The sequence below is a fragment of the Occallatibacter sp. genome (assembly GCF_049510455.1).
Lineage (GTDB): Bacteria > Acidobacteriota > Terriglobia > Terriglobales > Acidobacteriaceae > Telmatobacter.
Window position 1 is genome coordinate 18,965 of the sequence record NZ_JBEKYX010000031.1, and the last position, 18,995, is coordinate 37,959.

Annotated in this window: 15 protein-coding genes; 5 read left to right on the plus strand and 10 right to left on the minus strand. The window is 57.2% G+C overall.

Annotated features, from left to right (window positions below; genetic code table 11):
* The first annotated feature begins 39 nt into the window (after positions 1-39).
* Positions 40-1,194 (plus strand): M24 family metallopeptidase, encoded by a 1,155-nt coding sequence (locus ABSG47_RS07785; RefSeq protein WP_424168554.1) that lies wholly within the window; start codon positions 40-42, stop codon positions 1,192-1,194.
* A gap of 60 nt (positions 1,195-1,254) precedes the next feature.
* Here the strand turns inward: ABSG47_RS07785 and ABSG47_RS07790 are convergent, their stop codons facing one another.
* The 6 genes from ABSG47_RS07790 to ABSG47_RS07815 all read right to left on the minus strand — a co-directional run bounded on the left by ABSG47_RS07790 (position 1,255) and on the right by ABSG47_RS07815 (position 10,118).
* Positions 1,255-2,238 (minus strand): COX15/CtaA family protein, encoded by a 984-nt coding sequence (locus tag ABSG47_RS07790; RefSeq protein ID WP_424168556.1) that lies wholly within the window; start codon positions 2,236-2,238, stop codon positions 1,255-1,257.
* Between the two features lie 10 nt (positions 2,239-2,248).
* Positions 2,249-3,460 (minus strand): acetate/propionate family kinase, encoded by a 1,212-nt coding sequence (locus ABSG47_RS07795; protein WP_424168558.1) that lies wholly within the window; start codon positions 3,458-3,460, stop codon positions 2,249-2,251.
* Between the two features lie 43 nt (positions 3,461-3,503).
* Positions 3,504-5,903, minus strand: a complete 2,400-nt coding sequence (locus ABSG47_RS07800) for a phosphoketolase family protein (protein ID WP_424168560.1) — start codon at positions 5,901-5,903, stop codon at positions 3,504-3,506.
* Positions 5,904-6,088: 185 nt separating this feature from the next.
* Positions 6,089-7,171 carry an acyltransferase family protein gene (locus ABSG47_RS07805; protein ID WP_424168562.1) on the minus strand — a complete coding sequence of 361 codons (1,083 nt, stop codon included), beginning with the start codon at positions 7,169-7,171 and terminating at the stop codon, positions 6,089-6,091.
* 19 nt (positions 7,172-7,190) lie between these two features.
* Positions 7,191-8,045: a pyrroline-5-carboxylate reductase gene (gene proC / locus ABSG47_RS07810; protein ID WP_424168564.1), complete on the minus strand. Its 855-nt coding sequence runs from the start codon at positions 8,043-8,045 to the stop codon at positions 7,191-7,193.
* Positions 8,046-9,161: 1,116 nt separating this feature from the next.
* Positions 9,162-10,118 carry a DMT family transporter gene (locus ABSG47_RS07815; protein ID WP_424168566.1) on the minus strand — a complete coding sequence of 319 codons (957 nt, stop codon included), beginning with the start codon at positions 10,116-10,118 and terminating at the stop codon, positions 9,162-9,164.
* 61 nt (positions 10,119-10,179) lie between these two features.
* On the opposite strand from ABSG47_RS07815, the gene ABSG47_RS07820 reads away from it, so the two are divergent.
* Complete coding sequence (locus ABSG47_RS07820; protein ID WP_424168568.1) at positions 10,180-11,478, plus strand: hypothetical protein; 1,299 nt, start codon at positions 10,180-10,182, stop codon at positions 11,476-11,478.
* A 15-nt stretch (positions 11,479-11,493) separates the two neighbouring features.
* Here the strand turns inward: ABSG47_RS07820 and xylB are convergent, their stop codons facing one another.
* A complete protein-coding gene (gene xylB, locus ABSG47_RS07825) occupies positions 11,494-12,969 on the minus strand; it encodes a xylulokinase (RefSeq protein ID WP_424168570.1) in 1,476 nt (491 codons plus the stop codon).
* Between the two features lie 314 nt (positions 12,970-13,283).
* Here xylB and ABSG47_RS07830 point away from each other — a divergent pair, with 314 nt between their 5' ends.
* The gene (locus ABSG47_RS07830; protein ID WP_424168572.1) at positions 13,284-13,643 is read left to right on the plus strand and encodes a Dps family protein; all 360 of its coding nucleotides are present in this window, start codon (positions 13,284-13,286) and stop codon (positions 13,641-13,643) included.
* Between the two features lie 10 nt (positions 13,644-13,653).
* Here the strand turns inward: ABSG47_RS07830 and ABSG47_RS07835 are convergent, their stop codons facing one another.
* Entirely contained in the window at positions 13,654-13,848 is a 195-nt protein-coding gene (locus ABSG47_RS07835) for a C1orf53 family protein (protein WP_424168574.1), read from the minus strand.
* Between the two features lie 40 nt (positions 13,849-13,888).
* Here ABSG47_RS07835 and ABSG47_RS07840 point away from each other — a divergent pair, with 40 nt between their 5' ends.
* On the plus strand, positions 13,889-14,554 hold the full coding sequence (locus tag ABSG47_RS07840; RefSeq protein WP_424168576.1) for a KdsC family phosphatase: 666 nt from the start codon (positions 13,889-13,891) through the stop codon (positions 14,552-14,554).
* Here the strand turns inward: ABSG47_RS07840 and ABSG47_RS07845 are convergent.
* Positions 14,551-15,792: a serine hydrolase domain-containing protein gene (locus tag ABSG47_RS07845; RefSeq protein WP_424168578.1), complete on the minus strand. Its 1,242-nt coding sequence runs from the start codon at positions 15,790-15,792 to the stop codon at positions 14,551-14,553. The two genes, ABSG47_RS07840 and ABSG47_RS07845, sit on opposite strands and share 4 nt — an antisense overlap.
* A 110-nt stretch (positions 15,793-15,902) precedes the next feature.
* The gene (locus ABSG47_RS07850) at positions 15,903-16,763 is read right to left on the minus strand and encodes a sugar transferase (RefSeq protein WP_424168580.1); all 861 of its coding nucleotides are present in this window, start codon (positions 16,761-16,763) and stop codon (positions 15,903-15,905) included.
* Positions 16,764-17,246: 483 nt separating this feature from the next.
* On the opposite strand from ABSG47_RS07850, the gene ABSG47_RS07855 reads away from it, so the two are divergent.
* Positions 17,247-18,767 (plus strand): lipopolysaccharide biosynthesis protein, encoded by a 1,521-nt coding sequence (locus ABSG47_RS07855; protein WP_424168582.1) that lies wholly within the window; start codon positions 17,247-17,249, stop codon positions 18,765-18,767.
* The last annotated feature ends 228 nt before the right edge of the window (positions 18,768-18,995 follow it).

An 18,995-nucleotide genomic window follows, 5' to 3' on the forward strand; every position in this document is an offset into this window, starting at 1 on the left:
CGTCAACGCCCTTTTCATACAGCACATAAGAGGATCGCAATGAGCGAGCGAATCAGGAAAGCATTGGTAGTAGGCGGCGCAACCCTGGCGACAGAGACCGCATGGAACGCGGAGCTCGAAGCGAAGCACGAAGAGCTCGTGGAATGGCTGCATGCTCAGAAGCTTGCCGGCGTGCTGCTGCGCCGCAATGAAAATGTGGCATGGGTGACCGGCGGCGCGGTCGAGCTGCGGGTCTTGACGCCGTCTGAGACGGGCGTCGCTTCCCTGCTCATCACGGCGGAAGGCAAGCGCTACTACTTCACGGCAGAAAATGAGGCACCGCGCCTGCACGATGAAGAATTCGGCGCGCTCGACTTCGAGCCCGTTCTCTTCCCGTGGTATGGCGATGACACCATAGCAACGGCGCAAAAACTTGCTGGTGGGCAAATCGGTTCAGACACGCCCAGTGCAGGTCTGACAGCCGTGCATCTTTATCCCCTGCGCCAATCGCTCAGCGAGACGGAGATTGCACGCTACCGCTGGCTTGGCGCGCAGACGGCGGATGCGACGGTTGAGTCGCTCCATCAGGTGGAACCGGGCATGAGCGAGTACGATCTTGAGGCCATCACAGCGGAGAATCTTCTGCGCCGCGGCATCCTGCCATCCGTTGCGCTCTACGCCGTCGATGACCGCATCTACAAGTACAAGCACGCCGTGCCGCGCGGAAAGCGCCTGCAGCAGTATGGAATGTTGAATCTCTGCTCCCGCAAATGGGGACTCGCAATTTCGATCACACGCTTTATTCACTTCGGCAATCTGCCTGCAGAACTTGCTGCTCGCTTTGAAGCAAGCGCGCAGGTAAATGCAGCACTACTCGACGCAACGCGCGAAGACGCAACATCGGCGCAGCTATTCGGGATTGCCAAAGACGCATACGCAGCGCAAGGATTTGCGGGAGACGAACAGTTACATCATCAGGGCGGATCTACGGGCTATGGAGAGCGCGAGTGGGTGGCGACACCGAATGGGACACAGACCGTTGTAAACCATCAGGCCTTCGCCTGGAACCCAAGCATTCGCGGCGCAAAAGCGGAAGACACTGTCCTTCTGAGCGATGGAAAGATTGAGTGGCTCACCGCTACGCCGGAGCTGCCCGTCATTGAGCCAGTAGTCAATGGAACAAAGTATCCCGCCGCCGGCGTGCTGATGAAATAAATCGAAAAGGTAGGCCGGGGATTTATCCCCGGCACTCAATCCAGCTTCATAGATGGGCCTTCAGGCCCTGATGCTTACTTCTCCAACAGCCGTCGGCTCTAAAGTCACCCTCGCCGTCAGCACCACAAGCGCCGCCCACAACAGGTCAGCACCCAATAGATGCGCCACCTGCAGCCACATAGGCGCTAGCAAAAGCACATCCAGCACTCCGAGAAGATATTGCGCTGCCAGAAGCACCAGCACCAGCGCAGAAAGTCCGCGGTTGTCCCAGTTTGCTGTCTTCTTCGAGGCGCGCACCAGCAGCCAAATGAGAAAGACGCTGGATAAAAACGCGATGGCGGGATGTGTCCACCGCCAGCGCACCAGCCATCCGCTCGTAGCAGAAAAATCCTGGGTCAGAGCCGCACCAAGCGAGCTTGCCGGAAACAACGTATCTCCTAATGCCGCCAGAGAGCCTGTCACACCCACCACAAGCACAATTAACACTGCCAGCGAAGCGCCAATCGGAGCCGTGAGTCGTACTGTTGCCCGCGTATAGCCGCGCTTGCGTCCAAGCAGATGCGCCACAAGCGTGAGCGCCGCCAGCAGCAGCAGCGTGTTCGAGAAGTGCAGTGCTTCAACCGGCGCGCGCATGGGTGAGCGGCTGTCCGCCGTAAGGCCAAACTTCACCAGCACAGCACCAAGCGCCCCTTCAGTGACAGTCAAAAAGATCGTCGCGCCAGCCGCCCAGCGCGCCAAGTGACCTGAGACCGTCCTGCGCCATGTCCAAACAATCAAAACAAGCACCAGAATCGAGTCGATGGCACCGGCAGACACGCGATGCGAAAACTCGATCATTGTGTGCAGCGTCGGCGACTGCTGAAATACGGTCCCGTTGCACAGCGGCCAATGATCTCCGCAGCCCGCGCCAGACCCAGTAGCGCGCACCACCGCGCCCCAAAGAATGCTGGCAATGAAGAAGACCAACACCCCCCACGCGAAACGTCGCAGCGCCCGCGATGGCAGTTTTTGTGCATGAACCGGAATGGCAGCGGCAGTTTGCATAGGCAACACTTCAGTATAAAACTGATAAGCTCGCCAGCAGTCTCACCACATGGTTCACAATCATCAGGTCTTCTTCCGGCGGAATCACGCGAATCTCCACGCGAGAGTCAGTCGCACTGATCGTCGCAGCATCGCGCACGTTGTTACGTTCCGGATCGAGCACTATCCCAAGGGGCTCAAGCCCCGTGCAAATCTCGGCGCGCGTCTCGGTGTCATTCACGCCGATGCCTCCGGTGAGGACCAGCATGTCGATGCCACCCAGCTCGGCAATGTAGGCTCCTATAAATTTCCGAATGGAGTGAACGAAGAGATCCACCGCGAGGCGCGCCTGCTCGTTGCCATTTTGAATTGCGGTGCGAAGATCGCGCATATCGCTGGAGACTCCGCTGACCCCGAGCAGTCCTGCCTCTTTACTCGCGACGGTTTCCAGCTTGTCGGCAGCTTCTCTTGCGCTCGAAGTAGTCGCAGCAATTTTGCGAAGTATGAAGAGCAACACACCCGGATCGATATCGCCGGTGCGCGTCGCGCTGATGATGCCACCCGTGGGAGTCAGCCCCATCGAAGTATCGATGCTCGCACCGTTGTCAATCGCGCAGATCGATGACCCGTTGCCAAGATGCGCAACAATCAGCCTTTCCGGAACATGCGGCTGCAACTGGTAGACGATGGACTCATACGAGATGCCATGCGCACCATAACGCCGCACACCCATCTGGGCATACTCCCGTGGAATCGGCAACTCGCGCGCAACCTCAGGCAGAGTGCGATGAAACCACGTATCCAGGCATGCAAAATTAGGAACATCGGGAAAGAGTCTCAGCGACTCACGCATGATGAAAACCGCAATAGGCGTGTGCAGCGGAGCGAAGTCTGTATATCGCTCCATCTCGTCGATCAGCTCCGGCGTGATGCGCTGATTTTCAAGCACCGTAGGGCCGCCTGAGACCACGCGATGACCAATAGCCGCAGGCTTCGCGTAATCCCCAGACTGAAGCGCTTCAGCGATAAGCGAGAACGCTTCGGCGGGTGTGCGCAGAACACGCTTCTGCTTCACAAGATCGTCGCCGCTGGAGTTTTTGATCCAGAACTGGCCTTCATCAGTTCCAATTCCTTCGACGGCGCCTTCCAGAAGATGCACTCTGGAGTCGCCACTAGCCTCATAGATGGAAAACTTGATGGAAGAAGAGCCGCTGTTTAAAACGAGAACAGGCATAGACGCCATGAAATAAGCCTCGCATGAAAATCCCGCCGAAAGCGCACCGTCTTCACCGCTCCCCGGGCCAACGCCAGTCTTTTATCTCCGGCATATCGTCGCCGTGCTCCGCAACATAGAGCTTGTGGCGCTGGATCTGTTCGGAATACCACTGTCGCGCATCATTCGCCTGTCCTGCAAACCGCGGCGTGCGCACAATGGCATCCATCGTTAACTGAAAGCGATCGATATTGTTCAACACGCACATGTCGAAAGGCGTTGTAGTCGTTCCCTCTTCCTTGTAGCCGCGCACGTGAATGTTGTTGTGATTTGTGCGGCGATAGGTGAGGCGGTGAATGACGTACGGGTAGCCGTGAAAAGTAAAGAGAACAGGCTTGTCCTTGGTGAAGATGGCGTCAAAGTCTTCGTCCGTGAGCCCGTGTGTATGCTCCGACTGCGGCTGCAGCGCCATGAGATCGACGACGTTCACGACGCGAATCTTAATATCGGGAATGCGCTCGCGAAGTATCGTAGCCGCGGCCAGCGTCTCCATCGTGGGAACATCGCCGGAGCAGGCCATCACCAGGTCAGGCTCGCCCTCATCGGAGGCCCACTGCCACGTACCCAGGCCAATCGTGCAATGCTCGATAGCCTCAGTCATCGACAACCACTGCGGCGCAGGCTGCTTACCCGCAACGATCAGATTGATGTAATTCTTGCTTCGCAGGCAGTGATCGCCCACGGAGAGCAGCGTGTTGGCATCCGGCGGAAGATAAATGCGAACCACATCGGCTTTCTTGTTCATCAGGTGATCGATGAAGCCTGGGTCTTGATGCGAGAAGCCATTGTGATCCTGCCGCCAGACGAGTGAACTCAGCAGATAGTTCAGTGAAGCGATCGGTTTGCGCCAAGGAATAGAGCGTGTAGTCTTCAGCCACTTGGCATGCTGGTTCACCATCGAGTCGATGATGTGAATGAATGCCTCGTAGCACGAGAAAAATCCGTGACGGCCGGTGAGTAAGTAGCCCTCAAGCCAACCCTGGCAAAGATGTTCGCTGAGCACCTCCATCACGCGACCGGTGGGCGAAAGTTCCTCATCAACCGGAAGCGTCTCAGCAAGCCATCTTTTTCCAGTGCCGGTAATCACGTCCTGCAGGCGGTTGGAAGCCGTCTCGTCCGGCCCCACAACGCGGAAGTTTTTCTGATCGAGATTCGCCTGCATCACGCCATGCAAAAATTTGCCCAGCACGCGCGTGGACTCCACGTCCGTGTCACCGCGCTTGTTGATCTTCACTTCGAATTCGCGGAAGTTAGGAATTTCCAACGGCTTGAGCAGAAGACCGCCATTGGCGTGCGGATTCATGCCCATGCGGCGACGGCCCATAGGAGCAAGCTCGGCAAGCTCATCACGGAATGTGCCCTTGCCATCAAAGAGTTCTTCCGGCTTATAGCTCTTCATCCAGTCTTCCAACAGCTTCAGATGGTCAGGCTTTTCACGCAGCTCGCTGAATGGCACCTGATGCGCGCGCCATGTATTTTCCACCGGCTTGCCGTCCACAAATTTGGGGCCAGTCCAGCCTTTTGGCGTGCGCATGATGAGCATGGGCCAGCGCGGGCGTTCCGTTGATCCTTCCTCGCGCGCGGCTTTTTGAATCGCGGCAATTCGATCCAGAATCGTGTCAAAGACAGTTGCGGCCTTCTGATGCATCGTCTCCGGATCATCGCCTTCGAGCGTGTACGGCTCATAACCATAACCGCGCATCAGGCTCTCCAGCTCTTCGTGAGGAATACGCGCAAGAACAGTCGGATTGGCGATCTTGTAGCCATTGAGGTGCAGAATCGGCAGCACCACGCCATCCGTCACAGGATTAAGGAATTTGTTCGAGTGCCAGCTTGTTGCCAGAGGGCCAGTCTCCGCCTCGCCATCGCCCACCACGCAAGCCACAATCAGGTCGGGATTATCAAAGGCCGCGCCATAAGCATGCACCAGCGAGTAACCAAGCTCGCCGCCCTCGTGAATCGAACCCGGCGTCTCCGGTGCGACGTGGCTGGGAATGCCATAAGGCCAACTGAACTGCCGGAAAAGCCGCTTGATACCATCTGTGTTGCGCTCGATGTGCGGATAAATTTCCGAATAAGAGCCTTCCAGATAAGTGTTCGCTACCAGGCCCGGACCACCATGCCCAGGGCCGATGATATACAGCATGTTCAAATCGCGCTGCTTGATCACGCGGTTCCAATGCACGTACAGAAAATTAAGGCCGGGAGTCGTTCCCCAGTGTCCCAGCAGGCGCGGCTTCACATCGTCCAGCGTCAGCGGCCGCTCCAGAAGCGGATTGTCCTTGAGGTAGATCTGGCCGACGGAGAGATAGTTCGCCGCGCGCCAGTAGGCGTTCATGCGGGTTAGCTCGTCCGGGCTCAGCGGACCTGCATGGGTAGATTCGGCATCGGGACTCGCAGTTGTTGCGCTCATAGGCACCTCGCGGTTTGGGGTGAAACTGCGTGCAGGACCAGCCTGAATTTACGACAACACGTTCTAAAGTGATGGATGCCACGACCCGGGCCAGGGCTGCCTGGGGCTGACTATGCGCTGACCCGACCAGTGTACGCCCAAGGACAGGATTACCCCACGACGTGGCGGCGAATGTGAACGGGAGACTAAAAATAGCGTTTCAGGCGCAGAATGCGGGATTCGAAGCCGTACCAAAGCGCGGTTGCGACCGCCGTACAAGCAACAAGACGCATCGCGACGACAGCCAGATTGCCTGCTATGCCATAAGCATTCATCTTCGCGTCGATCCAACCAAGAGAAATAAAGACAAAGATGTGCGTCATGTACAGGCCGTAGCTGATCTTGCCAAAGAATGGCAGCGGACCGCGGCGAAGAAGCCAGTTGAGCGGACTGCGCGAACCCGTAGAGGCAACCGCGGCAAGAACTGTTCCTGCAAATCCAACCGTAAGCGCGGAATCAAGAAATGCTGTGCCACCCGCGAAGGTCGCTGCCGCCGGGAACCCCACGCCAACCCCGATGCAGCCGAACAGCAGCCATCTGCGACGGTCCAAGCCAAGAGTATGCAGTCCGAGCGCGATGAGGCTGCCCATCGCGATGCCGTCCAGGTGCGTGAACGTGTGCGCAGGTGTGATCCATGGCAGATGCGAGCGGCGGAAAAGCGGGCTGGCGATGAGCGCGGCGACGAGTAGAATCGCCAGCAGCCAAGGGCGCTTCACCCATCGGACAATTGGCGCCCAGAGCAGGTAGTACTGCTCTTCGATAGCGAGCGTCCATGTTGGGCCGATGGAGGGCGGCAGCGGACCGTAGAAGAAGTTCTGCACGAAGAGTGCGATGGCCCACCATGGCACGCTGCGGACAGCATGGCTGGCGTTCGTGCCCACGAACCAGTCGGCTCTGACATAGCAGGCAGTGATCGCGAGGAAATATACAGGCCAGACGCGAAGGATGCGGCGGCCGTAGAAGTTACGAAAGTAGTGGGGCTCGCTCTGAGCTTCCAGCAAAATCGATGTGATGAGAAAACCGGAGAGGACAAAGAAGAGCGTGACTCCGCTCCATCCCCACAGTGCGCCTTGGTAAAACGGAGTACCGACAAGCCGCGGTTTGCAGTGGTAGAAAAACACACCCAGAACAGCAAGGCCGCGCAGACCATCGAGCTCAGGGATGCGCGCAGGAAGCCATTGCGGCCTCTGCACCGCCTGTTGCTTTCCCGATACTGCTTCCGTTTGCATTCCCTGCATGGATCCCGCGTTATCCCGCCGCCAGTTGCTTGGCCCGCTCCGTGGCACGCATCACAGCTTTGATGAGCGTGACACGCAGTCCGCCTTCTTCGAGTTCCAGAATACCGTCTACCGTGCAACCTGCCGGTGTGGTTACAGCGTCCTTGAGCAATGCCGGGTGGTAGCCCGTTTCAAGCACCATCTTACCCGCGCCAAAGACAGTTTGCGCGGCCAGTTGCGTGGCTATGTCGCGCGGCAGCCCGACTTTGACTCCAGCCTCGGCAAGCGCCTCAATAATGATGTAGATGTACGCCGGTCCGGACGCGGAGAGACCCGTCACAGCGTCCATATGCTTTTCATCCACAATCACAGCGCGTCCAACCGTCTCAAAGATGCGCCGCGCAAGCTCCATGTGCTCGGGTTTGACGAAGCGGCCCGCGCACAGGCCCGTTGCCCCGGCGCCAAGCGCCGATGGCGTATTCGGCATGGCGCGAAGAACGGCGATTTCCAGGCCCGCGGCTTCCTCAATGGCGCGCGTCTTCACGCTTGCAGCAATGGAAACAATGGTCTTGGCCTGCGTGAGCGCGGGCTTGATCTGTTCCATCAGCTCCGGCACCTGAAAAGGCTTCACACCGAGCAGGATGAGGTCGGCCTGGCGTGCCGCTTCCAGGTTGTTCGTGCTTACATCCACACCCCACTGCGAGCTGAGCACAACGGCTCGTTCAGCGTGGCCCACGGTGGCGCGAATCTGATCGGCGCCAAAGAGGTTCTGCTTGAGGAATGCCTGCAGCAGAATACCGCCCATCTTACCGGCGCCAAGCACAGCCACTCGTACATTTGGAAACTGAGCCGGGATAGCCGCGGCCTCAACTGCAATCTCCGCCATTGTTTTCCTTGCTTCCAATCAGAATTATGATGCTCTTATCACGATACGCCCGATGCCCACTTGCTAAGACGTACCGCTCACGTGCCCGGCTAACTTGCTAACTCGCTGCCGCGCGAAGCGCGGCTGACACGCTAAAAACAAAACCGAGGCTCAAGGCATCTCTCCAAAGACAAAATTTCTTTCAAATAATTGCACAAAATTTTGCCCTCTTGCGTCATGCTTAGGATGAATTACAAAAAAGCCCGGTCAACAGGACCGGCTTTCGTCGTTTCTACGTCTTCAAGTGTACAAATTCTGATTCAAGAAGTGGCTCTTGAACCGCACTTAGACGCCGCTTGTGCATCCTCTTAGGTTGAAATATCTCTCCTTAGAGCATCTCTCCCGAAGATATAAAGTTCGGACGCCCCACCCTCATCGCGTATTTGTTTTTGCGTCCAGGCTGGGATCGCTCCACAGCAAGAGGAGAACTGCTCTTTTCCCTTTCTTTCCCCATTACCAAAGTCCACCACCCTTTCGTAACCCCACCTCCTTCAGAAACTTTGCATGCAATTAACCCCATTTATGCTTTACTCAGAATCAGCGGAAGAAAAAGCCACGGCCCGAATCCCAAAAGGATTCGGGCCGTGGCTCTTTCAAGGCAGCCGCGAAATTTTTTTTTCGAGGGTGTCCCCTCAAAAGTAACCGTTCATGATAATCAATTAGTAAACACCATAAATCACCGGTAAATTACACAAAAACAATCACATAGCGGCATAATCCTCCACCTCTCGAAAAACAGCCTTGCAGGGGAAACAAAAAGCGAAAGTTGTTCCGGCAAATCCTCAGACGCCGCAGCCCCAGGCCGCAACATCAGAGCATCTCTCCCGAAGGTATACAGTTCGGGCGCCCCACCCTCGCCGCGTATTTGTTTTTGCGGCCAGGGGCAAGAGGAGAAATGATCTAAAGCAATTATTATCTATATTTTACAGAATATAATTTTACGAAAATACGCTTTTTCAAGCGGTAGAAATTCTGCATTTCTGTAAATCTGTACTTCTGTACGCTTGCGAATACCTCTTTCGTCCATCTCTGTCTCGCATTGTGGTTCGCTCGACATGCTATCCAGTGCGGAAGGATTCACTCGAGCACAACCTCCGGATCGTGCCCGCGGATGGTCATCGTGACAGCCGCGCCCAGGATCAGCGCACCACCGAGCCACGCATACGGGCCCAGATGCTCGCCCAAAAGCTCGACACCAAGAATGGAGCCCAGTGCCGGTTCGATATTGAGGAACACACCTGCGCGCGAGGCAGGCACATGATGAATTCCCCAGTTCCAGAGCAGCGTTGTGGTGGCCGTGCAGGCCAGACCGCCGGCGGCAAGCGCAATCCACGCCGTTGCGCTGACATGAGCAAATGGCATGGGCGCGCTGGCATTTGGAATCCACGGCTTTACCAGTACCGGCGTGAGAATCCACACCGCGAGCATCACCGTGCCGGCAAGAATGGTGTAAGCGGTGACAACCGGAGGGCTATGGCGAGCCATCAGCTTTTTGCTCAGCAGGATCCACCCGACAGCAAGGGTAAGTGAGGCAACGACGAGAAGGTCGCCAGCGAGAGTAGGCTCGCTGCGGCCTCCGCCGTGCGTGCCGCCCAGCACCACGAGTCCCGCTCCCACCGTGGAACCGGCCAACGCGACCCAACCAGTCCAATCCAGCCGCTCGCCCGCAAAGATGGAAGCGCCCACGGCAAGCAGCACCGGCATGGAACCCACCATGAGCGATGCGTGACTGACCGTGGTACGCGCCAGGCCATGAAACTGAAGCAGAAACTGTACCGGAACCCCCAGCGTAGCGGAGATCAGAAGGAATCGCAGGTCTTCGGCTGAAAACCGCACTCTATTCCGGAGCAACACCGGCAACATCCCCAGCAAGGCAAACAGAAAGCGGTAGAGCACCATGTACTCCACGCTCATCTCGTTAAGCGCCAGCCTGCCGAAGAAGAAACCGGTACCCCAGAGGCTGCCCGCGAGAGCACATGCTCCGTATCCCAGCCAGTGCGCCGGCGCATGCTTTGTCGTCTCTGTCGTGCGCATCTCTAATTTCTACTCTCGCATATAGGTTTCCTGCAGAAACAGAGGGGCTCCATGAGCGACAATGGATGCGATGAGTTGCCGGGTCCGCTCCGTGATGTTGTTCCGCTCCGCAGCCTTGCTGTCTGCCGCGACAATGTTTGTACTGAACGCTTCAGCCGCCAGGCACAAGCAGGCGGAGGATTCCCCGGCGCCTCAGACATCTCAGCCGCCTTCATACACAATTTCCGCTGCCACGCTGGGCTTTGCACCGCCGGGAGAGATCTACTTCGAGGCACGGTATTCGCTTGTGTCGCTCGACTTTCTGGATGAGGACCGCCTGCTATTCACCTTTCGCGTTCCCGGTCTATTTCACCGCGATCCATCGGGAACAGCGGATGAAATGGAGCGGCATGTTCGTGCAGTGGTTGTACACGTACCGGACGGAGTGGTTCAGGCGGAAGCCCTATGGACGCTGCATGACTACGGGCGCTATGTCTTTATGCTTGAGGGGGGAAAGTTTGCCCTGCGCGATCGAGACACGCTCAGCCTGGGCGACGGCTCGCTTGCGCTGAAGCCATGGTTGAAGTTTCCAGGGCCGCTGAACTATGTGGAACTCGACCCCTCGCGGCAGTATGTTGTTGCGGAATCAACCGAGGCGGCCGGGAGCCATGCCAAATCCGGTGACGTTCAAAGCCCGCCCACGGCGCAGACGCTGATCAATACGGATGCCGCGCCCTCAAGCCGGAAGCAGGACACAATACTGCGAATTCTGCGCAGTCCCTCCGGCGAGGTGATGCTGGTGAGCCACGTCCGCGCCGCGGTTCATGTGCCATTCAATGCGGAAGGCTATTTGGAGACACTCCGTTCCCTCGGTCTTTCATGGATCATCCAATTCGATCCATTTACCGGCGGGGCTACCCGCGCCGGAGTCGTGGACTCCGTCTGCGCTCCGAGGCTGGACTTTGTATCGCCGAAAGAATATGCAGCCTCCGTCTGCGCCTCATCTGGAGGACCATGGTTTGTGGTCATGACACTGGATGGACGCCTGCTATGGCAACGGCAGGACAGCGCCACAAATATCTGGCCACTGCTGGTGGTAAGCAAGAACGGTACAAGGCTGATCCGCGAGACCGTGCAGGCAACACATGCGGTGAATGCAACTGCGCCGCTGAGCCCGGATGACCTGATACGCCAAAACGTCACTGTTCTGGATGCCGCTACCGGCAAAGAATTTCTCCGGACGCAAGCCAGCCCCATATACGATGCTGGAGGCAACGTAGCCCTTTCGCCGTCAGGCCGCCGTGTGGCGATTTTAAGGGAGGGCGAAATTCAGATTTTTGATCTGCCGGAGGCTCCGCCGCTCCCAGCGGAAAAGCCGTGACGGCGTGGTGACGCGTTAGCGCAGCGTCTTGAGCGCCGGATAGAGCTTGCGCCAGCGCGCATAGCCAGCTTCATAAGCGGAGAGATCAGCAGGGTTGGGCTCAATGCGTTCGGCCACCTCAATGGCCCGCGCGCAGGCTTCATCGAGATTGGTCCAGTGACCCGCCCCAACGCCGGCCATAAGCGCGCAACCGAACGCGCCGCCCTCTTCCGCAGTCAGAATCTCAACCGCGTGACCGTAAACTCCAGCCTGGATGCGCCGCCAGAGCGAACCGCGCGCGCCGCCGCCGCCGAGGCGGATACCGCTGACCGGAATGCCAAGCTCGGCAAAAAGAGTAAAGGTATCCCGCAGCGAATAAGCCACGCCCTCAAGCACGGCTCGAGTGAAATGCGCAGGAGTGTGCGTCGTTGAGATACCCGTGAATGCGGCCCGTACTTCAGGATCGAGATGCGGCGTGCGCTCGCCCAGAAGATACGGCGCCCACTCCAGGCCCTGGCTGCCCGCGGGAACTTTTTCGGCTGCGGCGGTAAGCGCGTCATAGCTCTGACCCGCGAAAAAGGTATTGCGCAGCCAGTTGAAGCTGAGGCCTGCGGACTGCGTAACGCCCATGACATGCCAGAGGCCCGGAACGGCGTGGCAAAAGGTGTGCAGGCGGCCTTTGGGATCTTTCGTAGGGCTCGCAGTGGCGGCAAAAACCACGCCCGATGTGCCGATGGTGGCAGAGACCGAGCCGGGCTGCAGAATGCCCATGCCGACCGCGCCCGCACCCTGGTCACCCGCACCGGCAACGACAGGGGTTCCTGCAATAAGCCCCGTCAAGCCGGCAGCTTCTCCGCTGATGCGCGCGCAAACCTCCGGGGATTCATAAACCTTGGGAAGCCATTCGAGAGGAATGCCAGCGGCTTCGGCAACTTCCGCAGACCAGCGGCGATGCGTGACGTCGAGCAGCAGCGTACCAGAGGCCTCCTGCACGTCAATGGCGAACTCGCCGGTGAGGCGGTAGCGCGCGTAATCCTTGGGACACATGACGTGGCGGATTTTGGCAAAGATTTCCGGCTGGTGCGTCTTGACCCAGAGCAGCTTGGTGAGGGTGAAGTTGGGCAGCGCGGGGTTGCAGGTCAGTTCGATGAGCTTTTCGTAGCCGATTTTTTCGTTCAGCCAGTCGCACTCGGGCTGAGTGCGCGTATCGCACCAGATAAGGGATGGGCGAAGAACCGCGCCGTTTTCATCCAGCATGACAGCGCCGTGCATCTGGCCGGTCAGTCCAAGGGCGGCGATGGGCTGCTTCGGCTCCGGAGCGGCAGCAAGCGCACTCACAATGGCTTCCTTTGCAGCGCGCCACCAGTCTTCGGGATCTTGTTCGGCCCAGCCGGGATGATCCACGCGGAATGGCGCGTGCTCAGCGGCCGCACCGCTGATGAGCCTGCCGTTTTCATCCGCCACAACGGCGCGCGTGCCGCCCGTGCCTACATCCATCCCAAGGAACCACATTGCCGGTAATTCTCCCTTGCTAAATCGGTTTTCTGCAGCGGAAAAGAGAATAGCAGTTTTGGCTCAGCGCGGGGAACGGCAAAAACCACCTCTCAAAGAAGCGCAACTCCGCCTTGAGCCATGCATCAGAAGAGTGTACGGAAACAATTTGTCACACCTTCCGTCGTTAAGGAGCTTGCTATGCCTACTCAGGAAGCTAAGGCAGCTATCTCGCCTGCCGGGTTTTCACCCGAATACATCAAGGACGGTTCCAAAGCACTGAACGCGTTACTGGCTGACGTCTTTGCCCTGTATATCAAGACCAAAAATTTTCATTGGCACATGGAGGACCGCATTTCCGCGACTACCACCTGTTGCTCGATGAACAGAGCGACCAGATCTTTGCCATGAGCGACGACGTGGCGGAGCGGGTGCGGAAGATTGGCGGCACAACGATTCGCTCCATCGGCCACATCGCCAAATTGCAGACTATCGCAGACAACGATAAGCAGCACGTCAACGCAAAAGAGATGCTGAGCGAGCTTCTGGACGACAATCGTTCGCTGCTTGAGATCATGCGCGAGGCGCACACCATTGCAGACGAAGCCAAAGACGTGGCCACAGCAAGCCTGCTTGAAAATTGGCTGGATGAGACGGAACGACGGACGTGGTTCCTCTTTGAAACCTTGAAGTAATTCCCTGCTCTTATGGCGCCTCGCTGCCCGTATCTTCCGCTTCGGCGGTATCTGTATCTTGATAAGGGCAGTGACGGCAGCCGGAGCCGCAGCAGTATCCGCGCTTGAGGTGATATGCCGCGGTAAAAACCATCAGCCCATTCTCAAAATAAAAATCCTCTTCTGCAAGAGTGGGCGGAGCCGCGTTGTCATTGCTGCCGGTCACAAATCCATTGTCGCGCAGAACGCACAGCTAAAATGAAAAAATGACACTTACCGCAAACGAGCGTGCGCAGCGCATCAAGATCATTCTCTTTGACGTGGATGGTGTCCTGACCGACGGCACTATCTGGCTTGTTCCTGGCAGCCTGGCGGGCGGCAGCTCTTCGGTCGGACAGCAACTCAAGGAGAAAGACGGCCATACGGGCTTCGCCGTGCAGTCGGCAACGCTGATGGAAGCTAAGGGCTATAGCGCGCATGATGGCGCGGGCATTTCTCTGGCGCGGCTCGGCGGCCTCAAGTGCGGCATCATCACCAAGCGCATCAGCGAGACTGTGGCCACGCGAGCGCGAGACCTGAAGCTTGAATTCGTGTACATGGGCCAGTCATACAAGATGCAGGCCGTACGCGAGATCATGGCGAAGGAAGGCGTAACGCTCGATGAGATTGCTTATGTGGGCGATGACGTCATCGATCTTCCAGTGATGCGGCAGTGCGGTCTGGCTGTCGCCGTGGCCAATGCCCGTGACCAGGTAAAAGCCGCGGCACACTACGTGACTCCGCACCCCGGTGGGTACGGCGCGGGACGCGATGCTGTGGACTTCATTCTGGAAGCCAAGGGCGTCCTGAACATCTGTATCGAAGCCTACATCGACGAACACAATCCAATCGCGCCTTCCATGGACATTGGCAACAGCGGCGATACGGCCTAGTTTTTTGCGGCATACGAAGGAAAGACCTTTTCGATGAGTACACCACGCAATGCCTGCCGCACGTCGGTGCTTGCGTCAGGCTCTGTATTCGATACCGCATGCGTAGTGTCTGTCGGCGGCGATCCGGTGTCCGTTGTATTTGAGGCAAGAATGCTGGCGCTTTTGCCTGCCGGATCGATCATCAACTCCAGCGTAAAGCCGCCCTGGTCGCCATCGTGATAGATGTAGCGATGGCCGTTTACTTCGATTACAAAGAAACCGAGCCCCATCTTCGGCTGCGAGCCCTGCGGACCTGATGTATATGCCGTTGCAACCTCACCTGGCTCAACGGCAGGCAGCACTCCTTGCCACGCTTCCTCCAGTGAGCCGCGCTTGAGCACCATTTCGTAGCGCGCATTGCCCGGTTCGCCCATCAGAAAGCGCGCATACTTCTCCATATCTGTAATGGGAGCCTTCAATCCACTGTTCGACGTAGTGATTCCGGTATTGAAGTTGAAGGGTTGCTGCGTCAGTTTTGCGCCGGAACGAAGAAAGCTCTCCGAGACATGCTCCTCAAGAAAATACGGAGCGCGGTCAAAGTAGCTTTCCGTCATCCCGAGCGGCTTGAGAATGTTCTTGTCGATGTAAACCTCGAAGTCGTCACCGCTGACGCGCTCAATGATCTGCCCTAGAAACACGTAGCCCGGATTCGAATAACTCCAGCGGCTGCCCGGCTTGAACAGAATGTGTGTATAAGGCAGCATAGCGGCCACCTGCACCCACTTCGTTGGCTCAAATGGCTGCCAGTCGCAATCCTTCGCGTCATCGCAATCCCACGGCCACGTGCCATTGCGAAAGCCGGCAGAGTGCGTAAGCAGATGACGGATGGTGACATCGTCGATGGAGCCGTAAGCGTCATGCACCTGGCGCAACTCCGGCACGTACTTCACCGCCGGATCATCCAGCGAAAGCAGGCCGCGATCCCGCAGTTGCAGAATGGCAATCGCCGTCATGGTCTTAGTAATCGAAGCCCAGTTATATGCGGTATGCGCGTCCGTGGGTTGATGAGTCGCGGCGCGCGCCTCGCCCAAGAAGAACTCCGTAGCCGGTGACGTGCCGTGAATAAAAGCAAAGCCTCCGCCGACGATGCCGTGGCGAGGAAGCTCAGCATCGAAGCGCGTGTGAAAGTCATCGAGAGGCGACTGCGCAGCAAGCGATGAAACGAACAGCAGAGCAACGGACATCAGGCGTGCAAGCATGGTGCCCATCTTACAAGCCGCGTCACGCCTTCTTTCGGTTGCCGCGCTCCGTTGATCCACACGTGAAACCCCTGTCCGCATGTGATGACAGGGCGCGTTCGGGTTTTGAACTACTGCGAAATAGCTGCGAAGACCGAATCGGGCTGAAGCTCGGGTGTACCATCGTCAGCGGGCAAGACCTGCTCCGAACGCCACCGCTGTGTAAATTCATCGTCTTGCGGCAGCCAGGGTGGCAGTTCAGAGAGTGCCATATCACCCCAGTCGCGGAAAACGCTCTTGAGAATGATCCTCAGGTCGGAGAGAAATGTGGCCTGCGCCATGTATTCCGCATCGAGCCTGCACTTAAACGGCTTGACCACCGCCTGGTAGTAAGCGTCCACCTCCGCCTGCGGGACCCTTGCCAGCGCCATCTCCTCGCGCGCAAAAACCATGGTGGCAAAGCCCGTCAGCCCTGGCCGGCAAGCCAGGCGCACACTCTCGTAACAGGCAAGCTTGGGCCGTGGACCAACCAGGCTCATTTCCCCGTGCAGAATATGAAACAGCTGCGGCACCTCATCCAGCTTCCAGCGGCGCAGAAACGGGCCAATGGAAGTGAACTGCTGATTGTTGGAGCTGGTTAGTGTGGGTCTCGAGGTCGGATCGGCGCATACCGGCATGGTGCGGAACTTGAGAATCGTGAAAGCGCGCCCGTCGCGACCCATCCGCACCTGGCGAAAAAGAGCCGGACCCGGTGAGGTGAAGCGCACCGCCAGCCACACAAGAAGAAAGACCGGCAGCGCCACTGGCAGCGCGCACAACACGCAGGTTACTTCAAAGACGCGCCTGGCCGCCGAACCCGCCCACGCGCTGACCCGCATCTCCAAATCGCTATTGGCTGCCGCTGCGATGCGTTGTTGCGGCTTGTAAAAAGCATGAAATTCCGAAAGAAGCGTCGTTTCCGGATGACCGGAAAACAGCGAACGTGCACCCATCTGTCCCCCAAGGCAAGGAAAAATGGCACATCCGGAGAGAGGCCGTTCGGACAGACTAATTTCATTCTGCCGATACACGCCAGCGCAACAGAACTGCAAAGTGTCTGACTGTGAGTCAGTTTTATGATTTTTGTAGTCCGACTATAACACACAATGCAATTTCTGCTGTGTAAAACGGGTACAGAAGTAATTTTTATTTGTAATGAGCTCTGTTTTGCGTGGATCACGCTAAAGACGAACCGCGTTGGACGGACAAGATCACATCGAATTGCTTAAAATTGATATTGAGAGCTTCGCATACGACGCTCACGCATTCGCTCTGTAAATTCAATCGACCGCATTGTGTATTCCCGGCGCTGCATCCGAATCCAGAAGAAGTTGCATTTGAGGAATGCCGAATCGCCGTATCCGGCGGCAGCTTCCATTGCCAAACCGACACATAAAAATAGCGCCTGCCTCTTTTTACGCGGAGAATAGACCTAGATGAGTCTGAAACGAATCCTGAAGTTGATGCTCACATACTTTATTGGGCAGGGCGTAGCGGTCATTACGCAGTTGATTGTGCCGCCGCTGTTCCTGCACTTTTATGCCAACGGACTCGAAGTCTACGGCGAATGGGTGGCCTTGAGCGCCGCCATCAGCTATCTAGGCACTCTCAATTACGGCATCCAGACGTATGCCAACAATCAGACGGCTATTCTCTACAATCGCGGGCAGGTGGAAGAAGCAAAGTCCGTGCAGGCAAGCGCGGTAAGGCTGCTGCTCATCATCATTGGCATTTTCATGGCTCTCGGATCGCTGGTCTTCTTTCTACCGGTAGCGGAGTGGCTCAGGCTCAAGCACACCAGCCCCCATGATGCCGAGCTCACCATATTGCTGATGGTCGCGCAGATGTGCATCATCATGCCCTGGAGCCTGTTCACAAACAGCTATATGGTCGTTGGCAAGCTGGCGCGCGGCAACAATTGGGCGAATGCGCAAAGGCTGTGCACAGTATTTGCCACGGCCACGGCGATTCTGCTTCACGGATCTTTTCCAGTCATAGCCGCGGCGCAGCTTGGCTCATATCTCTTCTTTCTTATTCTGCTCATAATCGACATCCGGCGCACGGCGCCGATCCTGCTGCCATCTCTTCGCTATGGAAGCTGGAGGGAAGTTTCCACCATTCTCAAGCCGAGCGGCCATTTCGTTCTCTTCTCGCTATCCGGTTTTCTCACCTGGCAGGGGCCTATCCTGCTCACTCAAAGAGTCCTCGGCCCCGGCGCTGTGGCCACCTTTCAACTGGTGCGCATGGTCTTCCAGTTTTCGCGCCAGATTCTCTCCATTGCCAGCTTTTCCCTCGGCCAGGATATTACGATGCTGGTTGGAAAAAGAGACTGGCCGGGACTGCGGCGCCTTTACGATCTCTCAGAGCGCGTTGTCATCTTTCTCATCCCGGTTGTCAGCATTGGCTGCCTGCTGATATGCCCGTTCCTCTTCACAATATGGCTGCATAAACGCGATATCTACAATCCAATTCTCTGCCTGTTGATGGCCGTTATCTCGGGTGTCCTTGCCATTAAAGAGCACAAAACCCAGTTTCAGCAGTCGAGTAACAAACATGAGGAACTGTCTCTGTTTGCCATCGCCGGTTACTCCGTCATGCTGATAATCTCGTTTTTCGCCATGAAGTCCTTCGGCTTGCAAGGTTTCCTCTATGCATGGCTCACGTGGGAGATCATTCAGACGGCTTATATCGTGCACCTGAATTTGAAGCTGTTTCCTGCCGAGATGCATATCTCCATCGGCCCGGTCTTGCGCTTGTTTGCGTTCATGACAGTTGCTTTTGGCCTGGCCGTATGGCCAACCTTTGCCAACACTCATTGGCCGATTTGGCTCGATGTAGTGGTTGCCGCAGGGTTCACTCTGGTGCTCTCAGCAGCAGGTTATTTCTTCTTCGGCGTGGCTGAGGTTCGTGAACTCGTGCAGGCCAAGCTCTCCCGCAGGCTTGCGCCCACAGCGTAACCCTCTAGATCATTTTCAAGAATAGTGTAGACTGATGGTCGGCGAATCTCCGGCGACGCAAAAGCTATGGCGCGAGCCTTCGATGATGATTTGCGGCGAAAGTTTCTGGCCGCGTATGACCGTGGCACAGACGGTCTGAAGACGGTTGCGCTCTATTTTGGAGTCAGCCATGGATGGGCGCGCAAGGTGGCCGGCCAGCGGCGACGGACCGGACAAGCGGAGCGCGTC

Bases quoted from the DNA above. Each gene is read 5' to 3' on its own strand.
- ABSG47_RS07785 (WP_424168554.1), top strand. From the start codon at position 40: ATGAGCGAGCGAATCAGGAAAGCATTGGTAGTAGGCGGCGCAACCCTG.
- ABSG47_RS07790 (WP_424168556.1), bottom strand. From the start codon at position 2,238: ATGCAAACTGCCGCTGCCATTCCGGTTCATGCACAAAAACTGCCATCG.
- ABSG47_RS07795 (WP_424168558.1), bottom strand. From the start codon at position 3,460: ATGGCGTCTATGCCTGTTCTCGTTTTAAACAGCGGCTCTTCTTCCATC.
- ABSG47_RS07800 (WP_424168560.1), bottom strand. From the start codon at position 5,903: ATGAGCGCAACAACTGCGAGTCCCGATGCCGAATCTACCCATGCAGGT.
- ABSG47_RS07805 (WP_424168562.1), bottom strand. From the start codon at position 7,171: ATGCAAACGGAAGCAGTATCGGGAAAGCAACAGGCGGTGCAGAGGCCG.
- proC (WP_424168564.1), bottom strand. From the start codon at position 8,045: ATGGCGGAGATTGCAGTTGAGGCCGCGGCTATCCCGGCTCAGTTTCCA.
- ABSG47_RS07815 (WP_424168566.1), bottom strand. From the start codon at position 10,118: ATGCGCACGACAGAGACGACAAAGCATGCGCCGGCGCACTGGCTGGGA.
- ABSG47_RS07820 (WP_424168568.1), top strand. From the start codon at position 10,180: ATGGATGCGATGAGTTGCCGGGTCCGCTCCGTGATGTTGTTCCGCTCC.
- xylB (WP_424168570.1), bottom strand. From the start codon at position 12,969: ATGTGGTTCCTTGGGATGGATGTAGGCACGGGCGGCACGCGCGCCGTT.
- ABSG47_RS07840 (WP_424168576.1), top strand. From the start codon at position 13,889: ATGACACTTACCGCAAACGAGCGTGCGCAGCGCATCAAGATCATTCTC.
- ABSG47_RS07845 (WP_424168578.1), bottom strand. From the start codon at position 15,792: ATGCTTGCACGCCTGATGTCCGTTGCTCTGCTGTTCGTTTCATCGCTT.
- ABSG47_RS07850 (WP_424168580.1), bottom strand. From the start codon at position 16,763: ATGGGTGCACGTTCGCTGTTTTCCGGTCATCCGGAAACGACGCTTCTT.
- ABSG47_RS07855 (WP_424168582.1), top strand. From the start codon at position 17,247: ATGAGTCTGAAACGAATCCTGAAGTTGATGCTCACATACTTTATTGGG.